Consider the following 21,458-nt stretch of genomic DNA (forward strand, 5'->3'; position numbering starts at 1 on the left):
TTCAATTGCGAACTGGTCCTTTTTTGTGCGTTTAGGCAACTTCATCCAAATACTTTAACATAAAAAGCTCAAAGAGCATCATCGGATCTTGGCTGGTGGATTTTAAAGAACGCTCAATTTGAATTAAACCCAGATAAGCCTGCCGAAGATGCGCTAGTTCTAGGTGCCGAACACTTTGCATGGCCAGTTTAACCCGGTATGGATGAACCTTTAACGCCGAGGCAATACTACCTTGACTATAACCATTACGCATTAAAATCTTGGTTTGAATCAGCAATCTAAACTGACTCACCAAAACTGCATTGATTCGTAATGGCTCTTCCTTCGTTAGAATCAGTTGACGATACAGATTAAGTGCCGCTTCAATCCGCTTTCCCATCACATCATTAACCAGATCAAAAACATTTTGATCTAGCGATTTTGAAACCAGTTCCCCGACCACTGTTTTATCAATTTGTTGGGACTCTGCCGAAGCCAATTTTAGCTTGGGCAATTCGTTCATAATCAGCGATAGATCGGTTCCAGTACGTTGCAGTAATAGGTTGAGCGCATCCGGTTCAATAGCATAATGAGCTTGCTCAAGGTTATGTTGGACTAGTGTCCGAACTTGCCTTTCACCCACCGCTTCTAAACTGATAACTTCCGCAGCTTTTTTGATGGTCTTAACCACCTTTTTACGGCTATCCAACTTACCGTTAGTCGCGAAAAACACTACCACAGACGTTGGCTCTGGATGTTCCAAATACTTGATCAGCCCATCAATATCATGATCAATCTTACTACCCCGATGATTTTCCGTGGTCAAAAAATAGGCCCGTTCAATAAACACCAGCCGTTTTTCACCAAAAAACGGGGCCGACATGGCATCATCTAAAGCCTGCGCCAGCGGCGTCGACTCCATATCATAGGTGGCATAATTCATTGTTCGTTCAGATTCTGGAATCAGGTTTAAAAACGCTCTCTTTAGTCGCTGCGTCAAATAAGGTTGATCACCCGTAATTAAATAGATGGGTTTTGAAGTTCCCTTATTTAACTGTGCCATTATTGTTTCGTAATTCAAAATAATTTCTCCTTTAAAAAGGTCTGCCAATGACCAGTACCGGTGCTAGTATACCGGTAGCGAATCATACCGTTAACCTGAGTATTAAAAGTGGGTATCCGATTCGCTGTCAGGGTTGCCAACGTTTCTTGATTAGGATGACCATACCGATTATTCCGACCAGCGGAAATAATGCCGATTTTTGTCTGGAGCTGTTTGACGACTTCTGGATTCGTCGCCGTTTTACTGCCATGATGACCTAATTTTAACACGTCTGTCCGTAAAGCTGGATAGTGGTTTAAAATCTCTTGCTCACCCGCTTGATCTAAATCACCGGTAAATAGCCACCGTAAACCACCCATTTGCCCAGCTAAAACCATCGAATCCTCATTGGTACCCAAACCAGGTTTAAACGGGTGAACCACATTAAACGGCGTGTCCCTAATCTGCTGACCAGCCTGAACCGGGACAATTTCAGTGTGCTGGATATACGGCTGAATGCGTTTCATAAATTGCGAGTTTTGGGTCATCCCCAACGGCACATACAGCCGTTTAACGCGGACACCTTGAAGCACATCGCCCACATCTCCCACGTGGTCACTGTCCTGATGTGACAAGCACAGATTATCAATGTGGGAAATACCCTGACTCTTTAAATAGTTAATGCTGATTCGCTGAGCTCGACTCCGACCGGTGCTTTTTTTGCCGCCAAAATTGACGCGACCACCAGTATCGATCATAGTAATTTGCCGATTATATGGCGAACGGACGAGAAAACTATCCCCCTGTCCGATATCAAAAAACGTGACTTCACCAGACATTGGAAAATGAATCACCAAAAAACAAGCCAGATACACCGTACCTAACACCAGCCATAGCCATCGTTTATAGTGCTGTGACATTACTAATAACGTCAAAATCGTCAGGAAACCCACGACCCAAGCTGTTGGTTTGCCAAATACAATCATACCAGGAAGGCTATCAATCATATTCAATCCATTGGTAAAAAGCTGCAACAGCCATTCCGTTATATCAGCTAGCCAGGGCATCATCTGACCGCCGACTCCCGCCACTAATACTAACGGGAAAACACAGACACTGAAAATGGGTAAGATGAGCAAATTAACAAACATCGTTAACACGTGCCACTGGTAAATGTGATACAAAATCAGTGGTAAGCTCAATAGATTTAGCATCATCGTGGTTTTAAATACACCTAACTGCTTGGTAAATAAAAGCCCAAATGCTAACCCATAGCTTAGTTGACCGCCTAAATGCATCAACAGGGCTGGTTGAACCAACAAGCCTAACAGGAGACTAATGCCCCAGGTAGTTAAACCTGTGAGTTGCCATCCCCACAGCTCGACTAACAGCCCTAAAACAACCACCACAACCGCCCGTAGCAACCCTACCTGAGAACCAGCAAGGATATAGTAAGTCGGCAGCAGAAGCAGTAAAAACGCTGAAATTGGCATTTGAGTGAACCCTAAGCGCCGTAAAATCCAACTGACGACAGTTACGATCCAAACAATGTGGAAACCTGAAATACTGAATAAGTGGATCAAGCCTAGATCCGTTACCGCACTTAACGAGTCGTAAAAATCAGTTGCCCGCCAGCCTAAAAACAACCCCTGAACATACAGTTGAAGGGTGCGAGGCAACGTTTGCGTGTAGTTGACTAAACTGGCACGGATTGCATGACACGCGTTAATCCACCAGGTCATCGGGTCAGTCACTGGAGAAAGCCTAACGGGAGTCAGTCGATCAATTTTGATCGTATTAAAAATACCTTGATCAGCCTGATACTGACGAAAATCAAATTCATTAGCATTCGTCGCTGGCTGAGGACGTGAAATATCACCGTGGACCAGTATGGTAGTTGCCTTTTTAATTTGCAGACTTTGCAGCAGGTTTTGATCATCCGCAAAATACTGTCCCTGAATCGTTTTACCGTCACTAGTGCGGCCACTTAATTGCAGTCGACCCTCTTCAACCCGTAACTCATCCGGTTGAACAGTTAACGCAATCGAAACACCCGTTTGATCAGGCAACGTACGCGCCTTTTCCAAGTGCTGCATCCGCCAAAACAAGCCACTAAAAATCAACAGCACTAAAGCAGTCCAAACTAAAAGCTGTCGATCACGTAAACAGATTATTCGGATAATCCAAATAAGTGTCAAAATCACCGACAGCCAAACTAAACCAAAGAAACAACCGCTTAAACAGCCGGCTAAAATTGCTAACCAAATCGTATTATGATTGATGGTCCTGCAGATAGGCATCAACTGAAGCACGTTCGATTGCTTCGGAATCCAAGGTCACCTGATGTAACTCGACACCCTTCATCTTAATTAACGACATGGCATATGGGTCATTATGGTAGTTATGCAGGTATGAAATTTTATTAATGCCAGCCTGTAAAAGCATCTTGGTACACTGCAGGCAAGGAAAATCCGTCACGTAGATTTCAGCACCATCTGTGGCTTCACCAAACTTTGCACACTGTAAAATGGCGTTCATTTCAGCGTGAATGGTCCGTAAACAGTGCCCATCAACTAGGTAGCAGCCCTCGTCAATACAGTGCACGTCACCAGAAACTGAACCGTTGTACCCACCAGCAATAATACGCCGATCACGGACAATCGTTGCACCTACAGAAAGTCGGTTACAGGTACTCCGACTCGCTAGTAACACTGACTGCATCATAAAATATTGATCCCAAGGAATTCTTTTATTAGCCATAATGGCCGCCTCCATCATCTCATTATCTGGTTAAGTATACCAAATTTTATTGGAACATGATAACGCTAAACCGTAATTTGAGGCTTTAACCGTTCTAAGGTTTTGTCGCCGAAGCCGTTGACGTTTTTTAATTCATCAGTTGATTTGAAACCGCCATGTTCTTGTCGGTAAGCCAGTATCTTTTCCGCTTTTTTCTCGCCAACACCGTCTAGTTGCTGTAATCCCGTTAAATCAGCAGTATTCAAATTAACTTGCGGTGCTTCGCTTTCTGCGCTGGCACCACTCGTTACCGAAGATCCTGCCACAGCCGCTGGTACCTTCTCACCACGCTTTGGAATATAAACAACTTGAGAATCCGTCAATTTTTGAGCTAAATTAACTTGTTTTTCATCTGCGTTACTAGCAAAACCACCGGCCAACTGAACGGCATCAATGACACGCATCGTTGACTCCACCTTCTTCATCCCAGGTTGCTTAACCGCACCCTTAACGTCCACGTACATCGACGTATTAACACTGGTTTGACTGGTCGTTGCAACAGAACTGGACGAAGCAGCCATCCCGGAATCAGACATCAGCGATTGCGAAGCAAATTCTGGCTGTGCGTTAGAAACTGGTCGGTTGCCCAATAATAAAAAACTAACAGCGATGATGGTCGATAGGCTTAAACCAACAATGATCCAAGTCTGACGGTTACCATTTTCTAGCAGTTCCTTTAACCTATCCACGTTTCTCCCTCCCTTCTCTCTAACCATAACTACGGCTAAAAAGTAAAAACGTTCTGAAAGTCATCGAGACTTCTCAGAACGTTTTTACGTTAATGATGTGTATTCAAATATTGCACAGCTTGGTTGAAAGTTGAAACTGGCACCACTTTCATATGAGGTGCTACTTTCTTCGCCGTCTTTTTAGCTAACTGATAATTAGTCACATGTCCTGGTTCCAGTTGCAGAACTGCTTTAGTTGGCTTCAAATATGGTGCAAAGAAAATGGTTGCACCGGCTTTTTTAGCTGCAACGACCTTCTTATCGATACCACCAATCTCGCCAACTGTTCCATCCGGGTTGATGGTCCCAGTACCCGCAATATTTTGCCCGTGCCGGATGTTTTGACCGGTCAACTGCCCATAAATCTGTAAACTAAACATGAGTCCGCCAGAGGGCCCACCGATTTGACCGGGATCCACTTTCACTTCAGGATCAGTTTTAATCTTGACGTTATCAGTTAAAATAATGCCAATTCCCGTTTTACCGCTAGAAAGTTTGATTAACGGCGCAGAAGTCGTCTTCAGTTTGCCATTATGTTGATATTGAACCCGTAAACGATCGCCCACGGACTTCTTGGCAATATACTTTTGGAAGCCATACGCGTTTTCAAAATGATGACCATCAACTTTAGTAATCGTATCACCTACTGCAAGTTGATGCCTAAACCGGGAATTTTTCTGAACTTCCATGACATAGATACCCAGGTAGTTTTTGGTCACCTTTTTATGTGCAGCCTTCACCGCAACCGCCTTAGCTTCGTTGATGGCGCTTTGCATGTAAAAATTCTGCATTTTTACGTATGTATCATTGCTTTGCCCACCAGTAATGCTTTGCTCACTTTCGATTGAAGAATAAGGCAAAACCTTAGCCATCAGGTATGTAACCGTGCGTGCTTGTGCCAATTTAACCGAGGTAATCATAAACTTTCCCGGACGTTTATCAGGATGATTTTTGATTTTAACAAACGTTTTTAAGTTGTCAGCCGACCCAGGCGATTCGATATATTTTGGCATGGGCCAAAAGAACCCGATCAGGATCAAAATTGCTAGAACAATGCTGATACCATACTGAAGAACCTTTTTACGAGTCTGTTTTTTCATACTATTCTGACCTTTGCTTTTGATTTAAAGCTTGGGCAACTGCTGGCGGAACCAGCTCGGAAATGTCACCCTTAAAATGAAGTACTTCTTTAAGTAAAGAAGAAGAAATAAAACTGTATTTGGGATCCGTCACGAGGAAAATCGACTCGATGGAATCATCCAAATAATGGTTCATATTTGCAATATCCGACTCATACGATAAGTCCCTTAAATCACGGAGACCGCGAACAATCACATCGGCACCCACTTTTTTAACAAACTGAACTGTTAGTCCATCTTCTGCTTGCACTGTTACGTTGGGTAAGTGAGCAACGCTTTGTTGAATTAAAGTAACCCGTTCCTCAGGTGTGAATAACATCCTCTTGCTGATGTTGATTCCGACTGTCACAACCACCTGGTCGAACAGCTTACTTGCACGTTCAATAATATTTAAATGGCCTAAGGTAAGCGGATCAAAGCTACCCGGATAAACTGCAACTGTCATTGATTAACACCCTCCTGATAACGGTATACCGTAATTTTTGTAATGCCATAGGACTTTTCGACGATTCGGGTACAATCACCGATCTCAGCCGGTAAATCAGCTTCTTGATTGGTTTCACACATGATTCGGCAATCTGGGTTCAATAGCTGACTTGCAATCAGCTCCTGAATTTCCCTCACAATTTTTTGCTCACGATAAGGCGGGTCAAAATAAACCAAATCAAAACTTTGGTGCTGTGCTTGAAGCTGTTTAACAGCAATTTCTGCATCCCGTTTGATGACCGTAAATTTATCTGGTTCCTTAGTCACTTCAATATTTTGATCAATGGTTTTAATAGCAGCACCTTGTCGATCAATCAACACAGCATGTTCGATTCCTCGCGACACGCCTTCAATACTCAAACCGCCCGAACCCGCAAAAAGATCTAAGCTTCGACCACCATCAAAATAAGGGCCAAGAATATTGAAGACCGCTTCTTTCACCTTATCCGTAGTCGGTCGCGTTTTCATCCCGGGAACTGCTCTGAGTCTTCGGCCACCGTACTCTCCGGCAACAACTCGCATTAGTCATCCTCCTCAAAATTGACTTGGTCTTCCTCTGCTTCAGGTTTACCAGATAATCCCAGTAAATCCATTAGTTCAGTTCGAGGAGACTCAATGATGCGTTTAACAAAACGCAGTTGTTTCAGGCGACCAATCGTTTCCTTTGCGTCGTCTTCGTTGACGTAGATAATCGCATAACGCATCCGCTTAGAAACGTATTCAAGGTGACCGTAGCGCTTAAGCTGCCGAACTTGACGCAAGCTTGACACGTAGACGACTAAATTAGTTCGAGCTTGAATGTCCATTATGCTAACCCCCTCTTTCTGCGCTCTTGCGCACTAATATTTAAAATGATGCCTAATGATATGGTCAGCGAAAAGATACTTGACCCCCCATAACTAATAAACGGGAAGGTTACACCAGTGATTGGCAGCCAGCCAACCACCCCACCAACGTTGATAAAAGCTTGGACGGCAAAATATGTCGCAACACCGTAGCAAACCAGCGTATTAAATGGATCAGTAGCTTTAATGCCGATTCGGATAATCTGCCAAATAATAATACCCAGTAGAATCATAATGACCACGACACCAATGAGGCCAAGTTCCTCGCCCGTAATCGCCATAATGAAGTCGGTGTTAGGTTCAGGCAAATAGCCCCGTTTTTGAATCGAATTACCAAGGCCAACGCCGAACAGACCACCGTTACTCAAAGCATAATACGAATTCACTAATTGCTGTCCGGAACCGTTAGCATGACCAAACGGATCAACAAAGGCAACTAACCGCGCTAATTTGTATGATTTAATAGCTCCTGACTCCGAAAGTTTCAGGGCAATGGGGAAGACGACGAAGGCAATCGAAACGAAAGCAATGCCTAAATAGAAGTAACTTTTTTTAAATGAAAAGCCACTACTCAGACACATTATAAAAACAATTGTAGAAATAATCACCGCACTCCCCATATCGGGTTGAATGAGGACCAACCCAATCATAACAGCACACATTAAGATGGGCAGCCACATACCTTGCCACCAATGACCACCGACAATGTCCTCCATCTGATCAGGCATCGTCGCTGTCTTGGCTACTAAAAGAATGAGTGCAATTTTCACTAATTCGGCAGGTTGAACACTAAATGGTCCCAACCTAAACCAGCCAGCCGCCCCGTTGACGGTTTGACCAATGACTAGCAAAGCTAATAATGAAAAAAACAATACAATATACAAGGTAATGAGAAATATCCCGTTTTTGAAAAAATTATGCGGCATTATCAACATAAACAGGGCAATAAAGAGACCAATAAAAACAAAAATCAATTGTTTAAAAAGGTAACCAATAGGTGTTGACCCCATCTGAACTGCTACGTTAGAACTCGATGAATAGACCATGACCACACCGATTCCGCACAGAATCAAATAAGGTATAAATAACCAATAATCCAAATCTCTTAATTTCTTGATACTAAACGTATCTTTGATTTTTAAAACTTTCAAATTTTGCAAATTCTGCATCGAAAATATCCCCAAACTACTCCACTAATTTTCTTAAGTAAACTCACTTGATTATAGCATATTGGCCGGTTTTGATGTAAAACCGTGGAAAACCTTTAAAATTTTACCAGTCATTTATCCGGAAATAAGTTTGTGATTAATTTTGATTCAAACTCACCTTCACATAATTAAACGGTTCTTCAGAAAAAATGAAATAGCATACACCAAAAAAATCGCACCTCATTGTTGAAGTGCGATTCTAAATTGGTAAAAATTTACCAATGATATTTAAATTTAGTTATGACGAGCCCGCTTAGCAGCCTTTTCACGTTCGTTAGTGTTCAGAATTTGCTTCCGAAGACGGACGTAGTTAGGTGTAACTTCACAGTATTCATCGTTGTTCAAGAATTCAAGTGATTCTTCAAGTGATAAATGAGTAGGTGTCTTGATACGTGCCATGTCATCGGAACCGGCAGCACGGACGTTGGTCAAGTTCTTACCCTTGGTAATGTTAACGGTAATATCGTTTTCACGGCTGTTTTCACCGACGATCATACCTTCATAAACATCAGTACCTGGATCGATTAACAACGTACCACGAGACTCGATACCCATCATGGCATAAGTGGTTGCTTTACCAGAGTTCATAGATACCAAAGTACCCTTCTTACGGCCAGGGTTCCAGTTCTTGATCACTGGTGCATACTTCTCGAAAGTATGGTTCAAGATACCATAACCACGAGTCATTGACATGAATTCAGTTGAGTAACCGATCAAACCACGTGAAGGTGCTAAGAAAGTCAAACGGGTTTGGCCGTTGTCAGTACTTTCCATGTTCTGCATCTCACCCTTACGTTGTGAAAGGGAGTCGATCACGCTACCAGTATATTCGTCAGGAGTATCAATTTGAACTTCTTCAAATGGTTCTGACTTAACGCCATCTACATCGCGGTAGATAACTTCTGGGCGTGATACTTGAAGTTCGAAGCCTTCACGACGAAGGGTTTCGATTAAGATTGACAAATGCAATTCCCCACGGCCTGAAACAACCCAGGCACCTGGTTCGTCGGTATCATCAACACGGAGCGAAACATCAGTTTCAAGCTCAGTCTTCAAACGTTGTTCCAATTGACGACTTGTGACAAACTTACCGTCTTGGCCAGCAAATGGTGAGTTGTTGGTCCGGAAAGTCATTTGTAACGTAGGTTCATCAATCCGTAAAATTGGTAAAGCTTCTTGAGTATCAGAAGCAGTAACCGTTTCACCAACGTTAATATCTTCCATCCCTGAAACGGCAATCAAATCACCGGCTTTGGCTTCGTTGATTTCAAGACGCTTCAAACCGAAGAAACCAAACAGCTTAGTGACACGGAAGTTCTTAGTGCTACCATCTAACTTCATAACGGAAACGTTATCGCCGACTTTGATCTTGCCACGGAAAATCCGGCCAATACCAACACGGCCAACGAAATCGTTATAGTCGAGTAAGGCAACTTGGAATTGAAGTGGTTCATCTGAGTTATCGATTGGCGTTGGGATGTGCTTAACAATCGTATCAAAGATTGGCTTCATGGTGTGTTCTTGGGTTGCGATATCTGGATCAAAGCTTGAAGTTCCGTTCATAGCTGAAGCATATACAACTGGGAAATCAAGTTGGTCTTCGTCAGCACCTAATTCGATGAACAGGTCCAAAACTTCATCAACAACTTCTGAAGGACGGGCGCCTGGACGGTCAACCTTGTTGATCACAACGATTGGTGTCAAATGTTGTTCCAAGGCTTTCTTCAAAACAAAACGGGTTTGTGGCATTGTACCTTCAAAGGCATCAACGACAAGTAAAACACCGTCAACCATTCGCATGATCCGTTCAACTTCGCCACCGAAGTCAGCATGTCCTGGGGTATCCAAGATGTTAATCTGCTTGTCCCCATAACGAACTGCAGTGTTCTTCGAAAGGATCGTAATTCCACGTTCTCTTTCAATATCGTTAGAATCCAACGCACGGTCAGCAATCTCCGTATGTTCATCTAAAGTATCTGATTGTTTTAATAATTCATTAACTAAGGTTGTCTTACCGTGGTCAACGTGGGCAATAATTGCGATGTTACGAATGTCATCTCTGGTTTTCAAAATCTTGTTCTTCCTTTCATAAACGCGTGAATCTTCATTATTTAACGGTCAAACTGTAGCGCATTCTCCACACTCTACACCTTGACTTAACGCCATAAAAAAACTGTGACCAGCGTCACAGTCAGACGTTTGAACCGATGATTGGCAGAATGTCTTGTTGTGCTTTTACCGTTGCTACCATTACGAAGTCTGATGATAGCATATCTAGAGGCTGTCCGTCAACCGTTGTCACCGCAAGTCCAAGACTTTCTGCTAGAATTTTACCGGCACCGAAATCCCACGGTTTAAGATATGAAACGTATGCAACCGTTTCACCTCTTAGTAAGTGAATCATTTCAATTCCTGCTGAACCGTAAATTCTTAAGCCGGAACTGGCCTCTGCAACTTTTTGAAAATTATGGTAGTTATGCATCACCATGGGACCGCTTAAACAAACAAGACCGTTGCGTAAATCGACATTTTCTGGTGCTGATAATGGTTCGTCATTTTGAAAAACACCGATTTCGGGTCCACCGGAGAAAAGTTGATTACCAACCACGTCATAGATATAGCCCAAAACACCTTGACCATCAATATAAAGTGCAATCATAATGGCAAAATGATCACGTTGCTTAACGAAATTCATAGTACCATCGATTGGATCCACGACCCAAACCCAGCCCTTGGTCTGTCGAATCTGATCACCAAAACCCTCTTCGCCCAGAATTTGACTGTCAGGTGAAAATGTCCGAATCTTATTAATAAGTAATTTTTCGTTTTCCTTATCAACATTGGTCACTAAATCTTTACGACTAGACTTTTCCGAAACACTCAAACTTTGCTGCATCTTGCTCAAAATAAATTCCCGCGAAGTTCTCAGCCATTGTTTCACTGTACGATCAACCCGGTGAAGTTCCGTTGCGTTCATCAACTTAACCCCCTATCGTCATTTTAACCGACTTTTTGGTGGCCTCACGGGCTGCTTTCAACGTACGATACCAACTATACCCGGTTAACTGTTCAAATTGCCTACCAAGCTGTTTTTCCTGTGATTTGGAAGTTACGACCGTCTTAAAGGCAGAATAAGCGTCTAATAACTTATCTACTAAAACACCCTGCGAAATTTCGTAAGCATCTTCCACCTGCCGATAAAAAGCGGCGACTGTAATAATTTCGTCAGTGGTCCAATCTGACGCCAAGGGATAACTAAAGTTCTTCAAAATGGCACCCCATCTATTTATTATTGTGAATTCTTCCAGCTCATTATACAGCAAAAAAGGACCGGATACATCATCCAGTCCTTTTCTGTTTATTTCTATATCAAGTTAGTTTAGATGTGGGTTGGGAAGCCAATCGCAACATCGGCAGCTTCTTGAATTGGTTCACTCAACGTTGGGTGTGGGTGAATGGTTAAAGCAATGTCTTCAGCGTTCATACCGCTGTTAACTGCCAAACTCAATTCAGCAATCAAATCTGAGGCACCTGGTCCAACGACTTGGGCACCAAGAAGATTATGGTTGTCATCCTTAGTAGTTACCAAACGGACAAAGCCATCTGGTTGGTCAAGTGAAACGGCACGAGCATTACCAGCAAATGGGAACTTAGCCGTGCTGACTTCGATACCCTTATCCTTGGCTTCACTCTCCGTCAAACCGACAGTGGCAAGTTCAGGGTCTGCAAAGCAAACAGCCGGAACGCCAACCCAGTCATTAGCAGTGTTCTTACCAGAGATAGCTCCGGCAGCAGTTTTAGCTTCAAAGAAGGCTTTGTGAGCCAATGCTGGACCTGGAACAATATCACCGATAGCGTAGATGTTTGGTACTGAAGTACGACCTTGTTGATCAACTTCAACCAAACCATGGTCACCAACCTTAACATCAGTCATTTCCAGACCGATATCATCAGTATTAGCCTTACGACCTACAGTAACCATGCAGTAATCAGCTTTAACAGTTGATTCCTTGCCATCTACGGCATAGGTCACAGTAACACCTTTGTCATCTTGTTCTGCTTTCTTTGCCATGGCACCGGTAATGACGTCGATACCCTTCTTTTTCATTTGCTTAAGGACAACTTTAACCATGTCCTTGTCGAAGTTAGGCAGAATCGAATCAGTACCTTCGATGATAGTAACGTGTGAACCCAAGTTAGCATAAGCACCAGCTAATTCAGTTCCGACGTAACCACCACCAATGACAACGAATTCTTTAGGAATTTCTGGTAAGTTCAAGCCACCAGTAGAGTCAACGACCCGACCTTCAAACTTGAATCCAGGAATTTCAACTGGACGGCTACCAGTAGCGATGATTAAGTTCTTGAATTCGATGGTCAACCCATCATCGGCACTCATGAACTGCTTTGGACCGGTTGATACGACCCGTAACTTGGTATTTGAATCAAGTACGGCTTCACCTTCGATGACGTCAACTTTGTGCTTTTTAAGCAACATAGAAACACCACCGGTCATCCGATCAACAACCTTCTTTTGTTTCCATTCTTGCGTCTTGCTAAAGTCAATTGAAGGCGCCTGAGTGGTAATCCCAAAGGTTGAAGCATCCGAAGCATCCTGAAAGCGGTGACCAGCGTTAATCAAGGCCTTTGAAGGCACACAACCAACGTTTAAACATACACCACCGAGTTTGTTCTTTTCAATAACCGTCACACTTTGGCCGAGTTCAGCAGCCCGAATGGCAGCAACGTAGCCGCCAGGACCCCCACCAATGATGACAGTGTCACGTTTTTCAGCATCTGACATATAAGGATCATCCTTCCATTAATAACAATTCTGGTTCATGAAGCAAATCGTTCATCATGTTCAAGGCACGTTGAGCTAAGGCGCCATCGATCAGACGGTGATCATAACTCAATGATAACTTCAACATGTTGCCAACTGCGATTTCTCCATCATCGTTGACATATGGTTCTTTAGCAATCTTACCAACACCCAAGATTGCAACTTCTGGTTGATTGATAACAGGGGTAAAGAAACCACCGCCGATTGAACCAACGTTACTAATGGTAATTGAACCACCAGACATCTGAGCAGCACTCAACTTGTTATCCTTAGCAGCTTGAGTGTTATCAGCAATTTCCTTGGCAATTTCAAACATACCTTTAGAATCCGCGTTCTTAATGTTTGGAACGTACAGACCATGATCAGTATCAGTTGCAATTCCAATGTTGTAATAGTGCTTGTAAACAATTTCATTTGTAGAGCTGTCGATTGAAGCATCAAATTCTGGGAACTTCTTCAAAACAGCAACTAAAGCCTTAACCATGTATGGTAAGAAGGTCAAATGAATGTCTTGATCAGCAGCCAATGCCTTGTACTTCTTCCGGTTAGCCATCAAAGCTGAAACTTCAACGTCTTGGAACGAAGTAACATGAGGTGAAATATCCTTTGAAGTCCGCATTGCATTAGCAATAACTTTACGAGTCATTGACATTGGTTCACGGGTTTCAAGATCAGGTTGTGCTTCCTTGTAAGGCTTGATTGGTGCAGCTGGTGCGGCGGCAGCAGCAGTAGCTGGTGCAGCAGCGCCATTGAAGTTGTCAATATCAGCCTTCAAAATCTGTCCGTGGTTACCAGTTGGGGTAACGGCAGTAATATCAACACCCTTATCACGTGCATATTGACGTACTGAAGGCATTGCTAATACTAACTTGTTTGGATCAGATTGTGCAGGAACACCGGTTGGTGCTGCAGGAGCAGCGGCAGCTGGTGCAGCTGCTGGAGCTGGTTCTGGAGCAGCTTCTTCTTTAGGTGCTTCGTCTGATGAAGCATCAGATGAGTCATCGTCAGGAGTATCAGGTGAACCATCGTCGATAACAACCAAAGTGTCACCGATTTCAGCAGTTTCACCCTCCTGCTTAACAATTTGTTTAATGGTACCAGCCACAGGTGATGGCAACTCGGAAACGGATTTATCGTTTTGAATTTCGACTAAAACGTCGTCTTCTTTAACGGTGTCTCCTTCTTTAACATCCCATGTTGCAACTTCACCTTCGGCCATACCTTCACCAAGCTCTGGGAGTTTGAATGCATAAGCCATGGAAAAACTTCCTTTCTATTACAAAGTAGTTATTTTTAGTAGTTCAAAATTTCGCGTGCTTTTTCTTCGATATCGTCAGCATTTGGAATCCAGTCGTTTTCAACTTGAGCCCAAGGGTAAACGCTATCAGGAGCAGCAACACGGCCAATTGGTGCATCCAAGTTCATAATAGCATGTTCAGCGATCTCAGCAGTAACCTGAGCGCCAACACCAGCCATCTTTTGAGCTTCTTGCACAACAACTACCTTGTGAGTCTTTTCAACTGACTTGAAGATTGTGTCAGTATCAATTGGTGACAATGAACGAAGGTCGATCACTTCAGCAGAAATGTTTTCCTTGGCCAACTTGTCAGCAACTTTTAATGACTCGTTAACTTCAGCACTGTAAGCAACGATAGTAATATCAGTACCTTCACGAACTACTTTTGCAGTATCTAGAGGAACTGTGTACTTGCCTTCTGGAATTTCATCCTTCATTGAACGATATAACTTCAGGTTTTCCATGAAAAGAACTGGGTCGTTGTTTTCAACAGCTGAAATAATCATACCTTTGGCATCGTAAGGGTTAGCAGGTGTTACAACCCGCAGACCTGGGGTACCAACATAGTAGTTTTCAAGGTTGTCGGCATGCATTTCAGCGGTATGAGTCCCACCACCAAATGGTGTCCGGATGGTGATTGGCATTGCACGTTTGCCACTAAAGCGGAAGCGGTTACGTGACATTTGACCACCGATTGAATCAACGGCTTCAAAAGTAAAGCCCATAAATTGAATTTCTGGAATTGGACGCCAGCCAGTTGCAGCTAACCCAATTGATAATCCTAAAATCCCTGATTCAGCTAATGGTGTATCGAAGACCCGGTCTTCACCATACTTGTCTTGCAGACCTTGGGTAGTACGGAACACACCACCATTTTTACCAACGTCTTCACCGAAGATCAACGTTTTGGGATCTTCGCCTAAAACAACGTCTAAACCATCTGTAATCGCTTTGATATAAGTTAATTTAGCCATGGTTACTTCGACTCCTTTGCTTCGAATCTTGCAATATCAGCTTTGATTTGTGGAGTTGGTTCTTCGAACGTCGTCTTCAACATATCAACAACTGATTGTGTAGGTGTATTTTCAGCTTCCTTCATTGATGCTTTGAAGCTGTCTTTGTATTCCTCAACAAGTTTGTCTTCTTGGTCTTGTGACCATAATCCCTTGTCACTCAAAATCTTACGCATACGGATCAAAGGATCAGCGTCGAACCAAGGTTTTTCTTCATCCTTAGTCCGGTAACGACTAGGATCATCACCAGCACTTGAGTGAGCACCATAACGATAAGTTAAGGTTTCAACCAAGACTGGACCGTTACCAGCAGCAGCAAAGTCACGTGCTTCTTTAGTAGCGATGTAAGTTGCCAAAACATCCATCCCATCAACTTGAATAGATGGAACACCAGATGCAACGGCCTTTTGAGCTAAGGTTTCAGCAGCAGTTTGCTTGTAACGTGGAACTGAAATTGCCCAGCCATTATTTTGAACCATGAATACAGCAGGAGCCTGGAATGAAGATGCAAAGTTAACACCTTCGTAGAAGTCACCTTGCGAAGTACCACCATCACCGGTATATACGAATGATACGGCATCTTTTTCACCGTTCTTCTTAATACCTAATGCGGCGCCGGCAGCTTCAACGTATTGCGCACCGATGATAATTTGTGGGAACCAGTTACGTTGTTCACCATAATCATCACCAACTGCGTTACCCTTTGACCATAAGAAGCCTTGGGCTACTGAAGCGCCATGTTGAATTAATTGTGGCAAGTCACGGTAGGCAGGGAACAGGAAATCTTGGTCTTTAAATGCTGCGATTGACCCCATTTCACTTGCTTCCTCACCATAAGTCGGGGCATAGAAGCCTAAACGACCTTGACGAGAGAAGTTCATTGTTTGTTCATGCAATGTACGCTCCCAAACCATCTTTTTCATAAAATCAACTAACTGATCATCTGAAAAAGTATCGAAAAGTTCTTGATTCACGATCTTCGCGTCTTTGTCCACAATTTGGAACGTTTTCTTATACGGATCGCTCATCGTGGCTTTAATTGATGCGAAATCAATTACTTGCCCAGTTTTCTTCGCCATAACTAACACTTTCCTTTCCGTTTGTATGCAACCAGTTTCAAAACCACTTTCATAGTTTTGAAACCGTTTGCTTTTCTCAACTACACTCTTAAATTACCACGCTTTCACAATTCATGCAAGCCCTTTCATTACTTTTAAAACGCAAAAATTGCCAAGTTGCCCATGAGCATTGGAATCCCTTTTTCTGAAAAAATGCTTGTGTTTTCTTTCACATTTTTTTAATTTCATTTTTGCATCCTATTATGCTAGAATTAATTATTAGAGCACTTGTTTTTTCAATTTCGGAGGTAATTTTCGTGATTTTAATGAAAGACATCACCAGAGACGGCGATCCTGTCCTCAGACAAGAGGCTGCTAAAGTTAGTTTCCCTCTATCAGAGGAGGATCAAAAGTTGGCTGATGATATGATGGAATATTTAAAAGTCAGCCAGGATCCAGAGTTATGTAAAAAATATGGTTTGCGTGCCGGCGTTGGCTTAGCTGCCCCGCAAGTTGGTGTTTCAAAAATGATGGCCGCAGTTCTTGTCCCAGCCGAAGAAGGCGCCAAATCACCATTTACCGACGTCATTATTAACCCGGTCATTATTAGCCATTCCGTTCAAGACGGTGCGCTAACCGAGGGTGAAGGCTGTTTGTCAGTAGACGAAGAAGTGCCTGGTTTCGTGCCACGTCATGACCGGATCACCTTGCGCTATCAGGACACCACAGGCGAAACACACAAGGTTCGTCTTAAGAACTATCCAGCGATTGTTTGTCAGCATGAAATCGATCATCTACACGGCATTTTGTTTTATGATCATATCAATAAGGATCATCCTTACGAAGTTAGCGATGATACCATCATGTTCGAATAAACGGTGACATCGTTCGGACGTTTCACATTAAGTTAAACTAAAAACAGCTTACTGATTAGCCATTTGGCACGTTTCAGTAAGCTGTTTTTTGCTAGTTTTAATGATGTTGGTTTGTTGCACTGGGTTTCGTCTTAGGATCCAACCGGTGTAAATCTTGGATATACTCAATAGTAGCTTCATTGACGAGGTAGGCAACTCCAAGATGGATACGTTGAGTATGTCGCCAGACATCCGTTACCAAAAACGCCGACTCGCCTGGCTCAACCACCGAAGCAATTTGATGATCCTGACAAAATTCAGCTAGGATATGGTTCAGTCTTTGCCTGAGAATCGGCAGTTGATCATCGGTAACCTGGTCGATCAAAAGCAAGTACTCAAACGCCATTACCCCCCGACCCCAACCGTCAGGAATAATACTAGCGTCCAAAACAGTTGCGGGGCTTGAAATAAAATGTTCATCCGCCAAACGCTGAAGTGCCGCCTTAACCGCTACGTTAGTCTGTCCAAGTGCTGCACTTTGCGCTTTTTTAGTGTTGCGGCTTACAATCATGCGATGAATAAGCAGATATAAACCAATTGCAATGACCACAGCAATTAAAATCGTAACTGTTCGATCCATGACGACCACACTCCTTTTAAATTTATACTAACACAATTTGTATTTCAGCTTTAGCATTCTGCGGAAACCAGAGTGAAAGCACGCTGTACTGCCATCCTCTGCCCGATTGGAAAACTATACAATTTTATTCATATATGATAATATATTAGCAACTGTTGTTCATTAACAACGAGACGTTCGGTACAAATAAAAGATCGGTTAGCGATCAATACAGTAATTCACTGTAACTATAGAAAGGAAGTAGACAATTTTACTATGATTTTTAAAGTTTACTATCAAGAAGACCAGATTCGTAACCCTAAACGTGAGGATACGAAATCACTTTATATCGATGCTGCCACGGAAGTTGAAGCACGTGCTTTAGTTGCTGAAAACACCAAGCACAACATCGAATTCATCGAACCACTTGAGGGTAAGTTCCTTGAATACGAGCAAGAAAACCCGGACTACAAGTTGACGGAGTTTAATAAATGAAAAAATTAAACGTCAAAAACAATGAAACAGCTATTTTTGGCGTTGGTGGTTTGGGCGAAATTGGGAAGAATACATATGGTATTCAATTCCAGGATGAAATTATTTTAATTGATGCCGGAATTAAGTTCCCAGAGGATGAATTGCTTGGAATTGATTATGTGATTCCAGACTATCATTATCTCATCGCTAACCAGCAAAAGATCAAAGCACTGGTCATCACCCATGGTCATGAAGATCATATTGGTGGTGTTCCCTATCTTTTAAAGGATTTAAACGTGCCAGTCTACGCTGGACCACTTGCGCTTGCGTTAATCAAAAATAAGTTAGATGAACACGGTTTGCTCCGTTCAGCTGAACTTCATGAAATCAATGAAGACACTGTACTGAAGTTCCGAAAAACAAGTGTGGAATTTTTCCGAACGACCCACTCTATTCCGGACACGTTAGGTGTTGCAGTGCACACCCCTTCTGGCGTTATTGTCCAGACTGGGGACTATAAGTTCGATCTGACTCCCGTTACCAACCAGCCGCCTGATTTACAAAAGATGGCGCGTCTTGGTGCAGAAGGTGTTCTTTGCCTGATGTCAGATTCTACCAACGCTGAACGACCAATTTGGACAAAGTCTGAAAAATGGGTCGGCAAATCAATTCGCCGGATCTTTGATGAAGTGGATGGTCGGATTATTTTTGCAACCTTCGCCTCAAACATTTCTCGAATGGAAACCGCCTGCGAAACAGCACTTGCCCATGGTCGTAAGATTGCGGTCTTTGGCCGAAGCATGGAAGCAGCCATCGTCAACGGTCGTGAATTGGGATATCTGAATATTCCAGATGAAGCCCTGATCGATGCCAGCGAATTACGTTCGACTCCAGCTAACAAAGTCATGATTTTATGTACTGGTTCTCAAGGTGAACCAATGGCAGCTCTGTCAAGAATTGCTAACGGGACCCACCGTCAGATTTCCATTCAACCTGGGGACACCGTGGTCTTCTCAAGTAACCCAATTCCTGGCAACACGGTTAGTGTTAACCACGTTATTAACGAACTTGAAGAAGCTGGTGCGAATGTTATTCATGGTAAGGTCAATAACATTCATACATCTGGTCATGGTGGCCAAGAAGAACAGAAGCTCATGCTTCGCTTAATGAAGCCTAAGTATTTCATGCCGATTCACGGTGAATACAGAATGCTTAAGATTCATACCGAGTTAGCTGAGCAATGCGGCGTGCCGTTAGACCATAGCTTTATTATGGAAAACGGTGATGTGCTTGCACTCACCAAGGATTCAGCACGAATTGCCGGTCACTTCACTGCTGGTGATGTTTACATCGATGGCAGTGGTATTGGTGATATTGGCAACGTTGTGTTGCGTGATCGTCAGTTGCTTTCTGAAGAAGGCTTGGTCGTTGTTGTTGCAACGATTAACTTAAATGACAAGATCATTCAAGCCGGTCCAGATCTTCTCTCTCGTGGTTTCGTTTATATGCGCGAGTCAGGTGAATTATTAAATGAAGGTCGTCGGCTAGTCTTTTCCACTATTCGACGAGCAATGCGTTCAAAGAAGGCTAATGAAGCTTCAATCCGAAACGCTATCATTGATGATCTACAGAATTTCCTTTATGAAAAAACTGAACGTCATCCGATGATTTTACCAATGTTAATCATGGATTAAACGAATAGAAAAACCATTTGCGTTTGCAAATGGTTTTTTTGTGGTTCATGGTCTTCAAACACCCTAACAGCCCATAATTTTTCTCATCACATTCTAACTAAAACTCAACACTTTCTGAATACTTCATTCTAGCTCTGACTAACAAAGTCGGCTATAATAAGAAAGTATGATTTTCGAATGCTATTGGAGGATGAGTTAGGTGTCAATCAGTTACTACATCATTTTAAATGAGTTTGCCGGTGGTGGCAGCGTCAAAAATCTGTGGCCAGAAATCAAAGCCGCGTTAGATGAACGGCAGGTGGACTATAAAGTCGGCCGTTCCACTTACTCTGGGCATGCTCAGCTTTTAGCCAATCAATTTGCTAAAGCTCACGCTGATGATAAACCTACGCCACAGCCGCGCTACGTTGTTTTGGCGATTGGTGGTGATGGCACTCTTCATCAAGCCATCTCTGGGTTAGCTGAAGCTCACCTAGAACGCCCTATTCCGGTGGCTTACTTACCAGTCGGTTCTGGCAATGACTTTGCGAGGGGCATCAAAATGGCCACCAACTGGCATAAGGCGCTCAACCAAATCTTAAACTGTACCGCTGAAAATTGGCTCACATTAGGCGCTTACTTCGATACCAATAAGCAGACCCATGGCGTATTTACTAATAACGTTGGCATTGGTTTTGACGCTGCTGTGGTCACTTCCGCTAATGGTGCACCGTCAAAAAGTATCCTTAATCGCTTACATCTGGGAGGACTAAGTTATCTCGCCGCCATTATTGGTGTGTTTTATAACCAAGAGGCCTTTCCCCTGACTGTTCATGTTGGCCAACGCAGAGATATTTATTCACGCGCCTACTTAGTGACCGTCACCAATCACCCTTATTTTGGTGGTGGTGTAAAGATTGCACCACCCGCTTCTGCTAGTGACCCTAATCTTGATTTAGTGGTTATTGAAAAAGCGAATATTTTTAAACTTCTTTTTATACTATTAATGATATCAATGGGAAAACATTTAAAATTAAAATCAGTTCATCACTATCATGAAAACAGAATTCATTTAATCGTACCTTCCATTGAGTACGGTCAAATCGATGGTGAAGAAATGGGCGGCCGCTACTGGGATACCTACTTTGAAACCAAGCAGTACCCATTTTGGATTGATCCTACCATTTAATTTTGACACTAAATTAGATATGACGTTCCCTCTACACAAAACAAGCGGGGTTGCGCCACCAGGTCTATATTGATCAGTATTTCAAGCCATTTTTTAGTTACGATTAGTCAGAATAATACTTTGATTCAATACGTCAATATAGCCTAATTGCGCTTCAAAACTCAGATTTCGGCCATGTACAAATAAAGCCTATTCCGAAAAGTTCGGAATAG

The 21,458-nt window shown here is 42.9% G+C and carries 21 protein-coding genes; 4 read left to right on the plus strand and 17 right to left on the minus strand.

The window, feature by feature from the left end:
* Window positions 1–31: 31 nt before the first annotated feature.
* The 16 genes from holA to pdhA all read right to left on the minus strand — a co-directional run bounded on the left by holA (window position 32) and on the right by pdhA (window position 16,458).
* On the minus strand, window positions 32–1,060 hold the full coding sequence (holA, locus tag AC6H04_RS00340; RefSeq protein ID WP_497569793.1) for a DNA polymerase III subunit delta: 1,029 nt from the start codon (window positions 1,058–1,060) through the stop codon (window positions 32–34).
* The gene (locus tag AC6H04_RS00345) at window positions 1,057–3,321 is read right to left on the minus strand and encodes a DNA internalization-related competence protein ComEC/Rec2 (protein WP_497569794.1); all 2,265 of its coding nucleotides are present in this window, start codon (window positions 3,319–3,321) and stop codon (window positions 1,057–1,059) included. Before AC6H04_RS00345 ends, holA begins: the two co-directional genes overlap by 4 nt.
* The gene (locus AC6H04_RS00350) at window positions 3,293–3,781 is read right to left on the minus strand and encodes a ComE operon protein 2 (RefSeq protein ID WP_497569795.1); all 489 of its coding nucleotides are present in this window, start codon (window positions 3,779–3,781) and stop codon (window positions 3,293–3,295) included. The genes AC6H04_RS00345 and AC6H04_RS00350 overlap by 29 nt, the downstream gene beginning before the upstream one ends.
* Window positions 3,782–3,846: 65 nt before the next feature.
* Complete coding sequence (locus AC6H04_RS00355; protein WP_497569796.1) at window positions 3,847–4,509, minus strand: helix-hairpin-helix domain-containing protein; 663 nt, start codon at window positions 4,507–4,509, stop codon at window positions 3,847–3,849.
* A gap of 89 nt (window positions 4,510–4,598) precedes the next feature.
* Complete coding sequence (locus tag AC6H04_RS00360) at window positions 4,599–5,648, minus strand: SepM family pheromone-processing serine protease (protein WP_497569797.1); 1,050 nt, start codon at window positions 5,646–5,648, stop codon at window positions 4,599–4,601.
* A gap of 1 nt (window position 5,649) precedes the next feature.
* Window positions 5,650–6,132, minus strand: coding sequence for a pantetheine-phosphate adenylyltransferase (gene coaD / locus AC6H04_RS00365; RefSeq protein ID WP_497569798.1), 483 nt, complete (start codon window positions 6,130–6,132; stop codon window positions 5,650–5,652).
* Window positions 6,129–6,695: a 16S rRNA (guanine(966)-N(2))-methyltransferase RsmD gene (gene rsmD, locus AC6H04_RS00370; RefSeq protein ID WP_497569799.1), complete on the minus strand. Its 567-nt coding sequence runs from the start codon at window positions 6,693–6,695 to the stop codon at window positions 6,129–6,131. Before rsmD ends, coaD begins: the two co-directional genes overlap by 4 nt.
* Window positions 6,695–6,979, minus strand: a complete 285-nt coding sequence (locus tag AC6H04_RS00375) for a YlbG family protein (protein ID WP_497569800.1) — start codon at window positions 6,977–6,979, stop codon at window positions 6,695–6,697. Before AC6H04_RS00375 ends, rsmD begins: the two co-directional genes overlap by 1 nt.
* Window positions 6,979–8,187 (minus strand): FtsW/RodA/SpoVE family cell cycle protein, encoded by a 1,209-nt coding sequence (locus tag AC6H04_RS00380; RefSeq protein WP_497569801.1) that lies wholly within the window; start codon window positions 8,185–8,187, stop codon window positions 6,979–6,981. The genes AC6H04_RS00375 and AC6H04_RS00380 overlap by 1 nt, the downstream gene beginning before the upstream one ends.
* A gap of 273 nt (window positions 8,188–8,460) precedes the next feature.
* The gene (gene typA / locus AC6H04_RS00385) at window positions 8,461–10,296 is read right to left on the minus strand and encodes a translational GTPase TypA (RefSeq protein WP_098825081.1); all 1,836 of its coding nucleotides are present in this window, start codon (window positions 10,294–10,296) and stop codon (window positions 8,461–8,463) included.
* 121 nt (window positions 10,297–10,417) lie between these two features.
* On the minus strand, window positions 10,418–11,203 hold the full coding sequence (locus tag AC6H04_RS00390; RefSeq protein ID WP_497569802.1) for an inositol monophosphatase family protein: 786 nt from the start codon (window positions 11,201–11,203) through the stop codon (window positions 10,418–10,420).
* 4 nt (window positions 11,204–11,207) lie between these two features.
* Complete coding sequence (locus AC6H04_RS00395) at window positions 11,208–11,498, minus strand: UPF0223 family protein (protein ID WP_497569813.1); 291 nt, start codon at window positions 11,496–11,498, stop codon at window positions 11,208–11,210.
* A 107-nt stretch (window positions 11,499–11,605) separates the two neighbouring features.
* Window positions 11,606–13,030 (minus strand): dihydrolipoyl dehydrogenase, encoded by a 1,425-nt coding sequence (gene lpdA / locus AC6H04_RS00400; RefSeq protein WP_497569803.1) that lies wholly within the window; start codon window positions 13,028–13,030, stop codon window positions 11,606–11,608.
* 7 nt (window positions 13,031–13,037) lie between these two features.
* Window positions 13,038–14,327: a 2-oxo acid dehydrogenase subunit E2 gene (locus AC6H04_RS00405; protein ID WP_497569804.1), complete on the minus strand. Its 1,290-nt coding sequence runs from the start codon at window positions 14,325–14,327 to the stop codon at window positions 13,038–13,040.
* 35 nt (window positions 14,328–14,362) lie between these two features.
* Window positions 14,363–15,340, minus strand: a complete 978-nt coding sequence (locus tag AC6H04_RS00410; protein ID WP_497569805.1) for an alpha-ketoacid dehydrogenase subunit beta — start codon at window positions 15,338–15,340, stop codon at window positions 14,363–14,365.
* Window positions 15,341–15,342: 2 nt separating this feature from the next.
* Window positions 15,343–16,458 (minus strand): pyruvate dehydrogenase (acetyl-transferring) E1 component subunit alpha, encoded by a 1,116-nt coding sequence (gene pdhA / locus AC6H04_RS00415; RefSeq protein WP_497569806.1) that lies wholly within the window; start codon window positions 16,456–16,458, stop codon window positions 15,343–15,345.
* A gap of 296 nt (window positions 16,459–16,754) precedes the next feature.
* Here pdhA and def point away from each other — a divergent pair, with 296 nt between their 5' ends.
* Window positions 16,755–17,312, plus strand: coding sequence for a peptide deformylase (gene def, locus AC6H04_RS00420; RefSeq protein WP_497569807.1), 558 nt, complete (start codon window positions 16,755–16,757; stop codon window positions 17,310–17,312).
* Window positions 17,313–17,409: 97 nt separating this feature from the next.
* On the opposite strand, the gene AC6H04_RS00425 is transcribed toward def, so the two are convergent.
* Complete coding sequence (locus AC6H04_RS00425) at window positions 17,410–17,931, minus strand: hypothetical protein (RefSeq protein WP_497569808.1); 522 nt, start codon at window positions 17,929–17,931, stop codon at window positions 17,410–17,412.
* 255 nt (window positions 17,932–18,186) lie between these two features.
* On the opposite strand from AC6H04_RS00425, the gene AC6H04_RS00430 reads away from it, so the two are divergent.
* The 3 genes from AC6H04_RS00430 to AC6H04_RS00440 all read left to right on the plus strand — a co-directional run bounded on the left by AC6H04_RS00430 (window position 18,187) and on the right by AC6H04_RS00440 (window position 21,246).
* A complete protein-coding gene (locus tag AC6H04_RS00430; protein WP_089088541.1) occupies window positions 18,187–18,405 on the plus strand; it encodes a DNA-directed RNA polymerase subunit epsilon in 219 nt (72 codons plus the stop codon).
* Entirely contained in the window at window positions 18,402–20,078 is a 1,677-nt protein-coding gene (gene rnjA / locus AC6H04_RS00435; RefSeq protein WP_497569809.1) for a ribonuclease J1, read from the plus strand. The genes AC6H04_RS00430 and rnjA overlap by 4 nt, the downstream gene beginning before the upstream one ends.
* Window positions 20,079–20,277: 199 nt before the next feature.
* Window positions 20,278–21,246 carry a diacylglycerol/lipid kinase family protein gene (locus AC6H04_RS00440; RefSeq protein ID WP_497569810.1) on the plus strand — a complete coding sequence of 323 codons (969 nt, stop codon included), beginning with the start codon at window positions 20,278–20,280 and terminating at the stop codon, window positions 21,244–21,246.
* Window positions 21,247–21,458 lie beyond the last annotated feature (212 nt).

The sequence above is a fragment of the Secundilactobacillus sp. MJ173 genome, assembly GCF_059704265.1.

What these genes read in the sequence shown, in the direction of transcription:
- AC6H04_RS00405 (WP_497569804.1), bottom strand. Translation starts at nt 14,327, where the DNA reads ATGGCTTATGCATTCAAACTCCCAGAGCTTGGTGAAGGTATGGCCGAA.
- AC6H04_RS00390 (WP_497569802.1), bottom strand. Translation starts at nt 11,203, where the DNA reads ATGAACGCAACGGAACTTCACCGGGTTGATCGTACAGTGAAACAATGG.
- AC6H04_RS00345 (WP_497569794.1), bottom strand. Translation starts at nt 3,321, where the DNA reads ATGCCTATCTGCAGGACCATCAATCATAATACGATTTGGTTAGCAATT.
- AC6H04_RS00360 (WP_497569797.1), bottom strand. Translation starts at nt 5,648, where the DNA reads ATGAAAAAACAGACTCGTAAAAAGGTTCTTCAGTATGGTATCAGCATT.
- AC6H04_RS00350 (WP_497569795.1), bottom strand. Translation starts at nt 3,781, where the DNA reads ATGGCTAATAAAAGAATTCCTTGGGATCAATATTTTATGATGCAGTCA.
- AC6H04_RS00425 (WP_497569808.1), bottom strand. Translation starts at nt 17,931, where the DNA reads ATGGATCGAACAGTTACGATTTTAATTGCTGTGGTCATTGCAATTGGT.
- rnjA (WP_497569809.1), top strand. Translation starts at nt 18,402, where the DNA reads ATGAAAAAATTAAACGTCAAAAACAATGAAACAGCTATTTTTGGCGTT.
- AC6H04_RS00375 (WP_497569800.1), bottom strand. Translation starts at nt 6,979, where the DNA reads ATGGACATTCAAGCTCGAACTAATTTAGTCGTCTACGTGTCAAGCTTG.
- AC6H04_RS00380 (WP_497569801.1), bottom strand. Translation starts at nt 8,187, where the DNA reads ATGCAGAATTTGCAAAATTTGAAAGTTTTAAAAATCAAAGATACGTTT.
- rsmD (WP_497569799.1), bottom strand. Translation starts at nt 6,695, where the DNA reads ATGCGAGTTGTTGCCGGAGAGTACGGTGGCCGAAGACTCAGAGCAGTT.
- AC6H04_RS00430 (WP_089088541.1), top strand. Translation starts at nt 18,187, where the DNA reads ATGATTTTTAAAGTTTACTATCAAGAAGACCAGATTCGTAACCCTAAA.
- coaD (WP_497569798.1), bottom strand. Translation starts at nt 6,132, where the DNA reads ATGACAGTTGCAGTTTATCCGGGTAGCTTTGATCCGCTTACCTTAGGC.
- lpdA (WP_497569803.1), bottom strand. Translation starts at nt 13,030, where the DNA reads ATGTCAGATGCTGAAAAACGTGACACTGTCATCATTGGTGGGGGTCCT.
- pdhA (WP_497569806.1), bottom strand. Translation starts at nt 16,458, where the DNA reads ATGGCGAAGAAAACTGGGCAAGTAATTGATTTCGCATCAATTAAAGCC.
- AC6H04_RS00410 (WP_497569805.1), bottom strand. Translation starts at nt 15,340, where the DNA reads ATGGCTAAATTAACTTATATCAAAGCGATTACAGATGGTTTAGACGTT.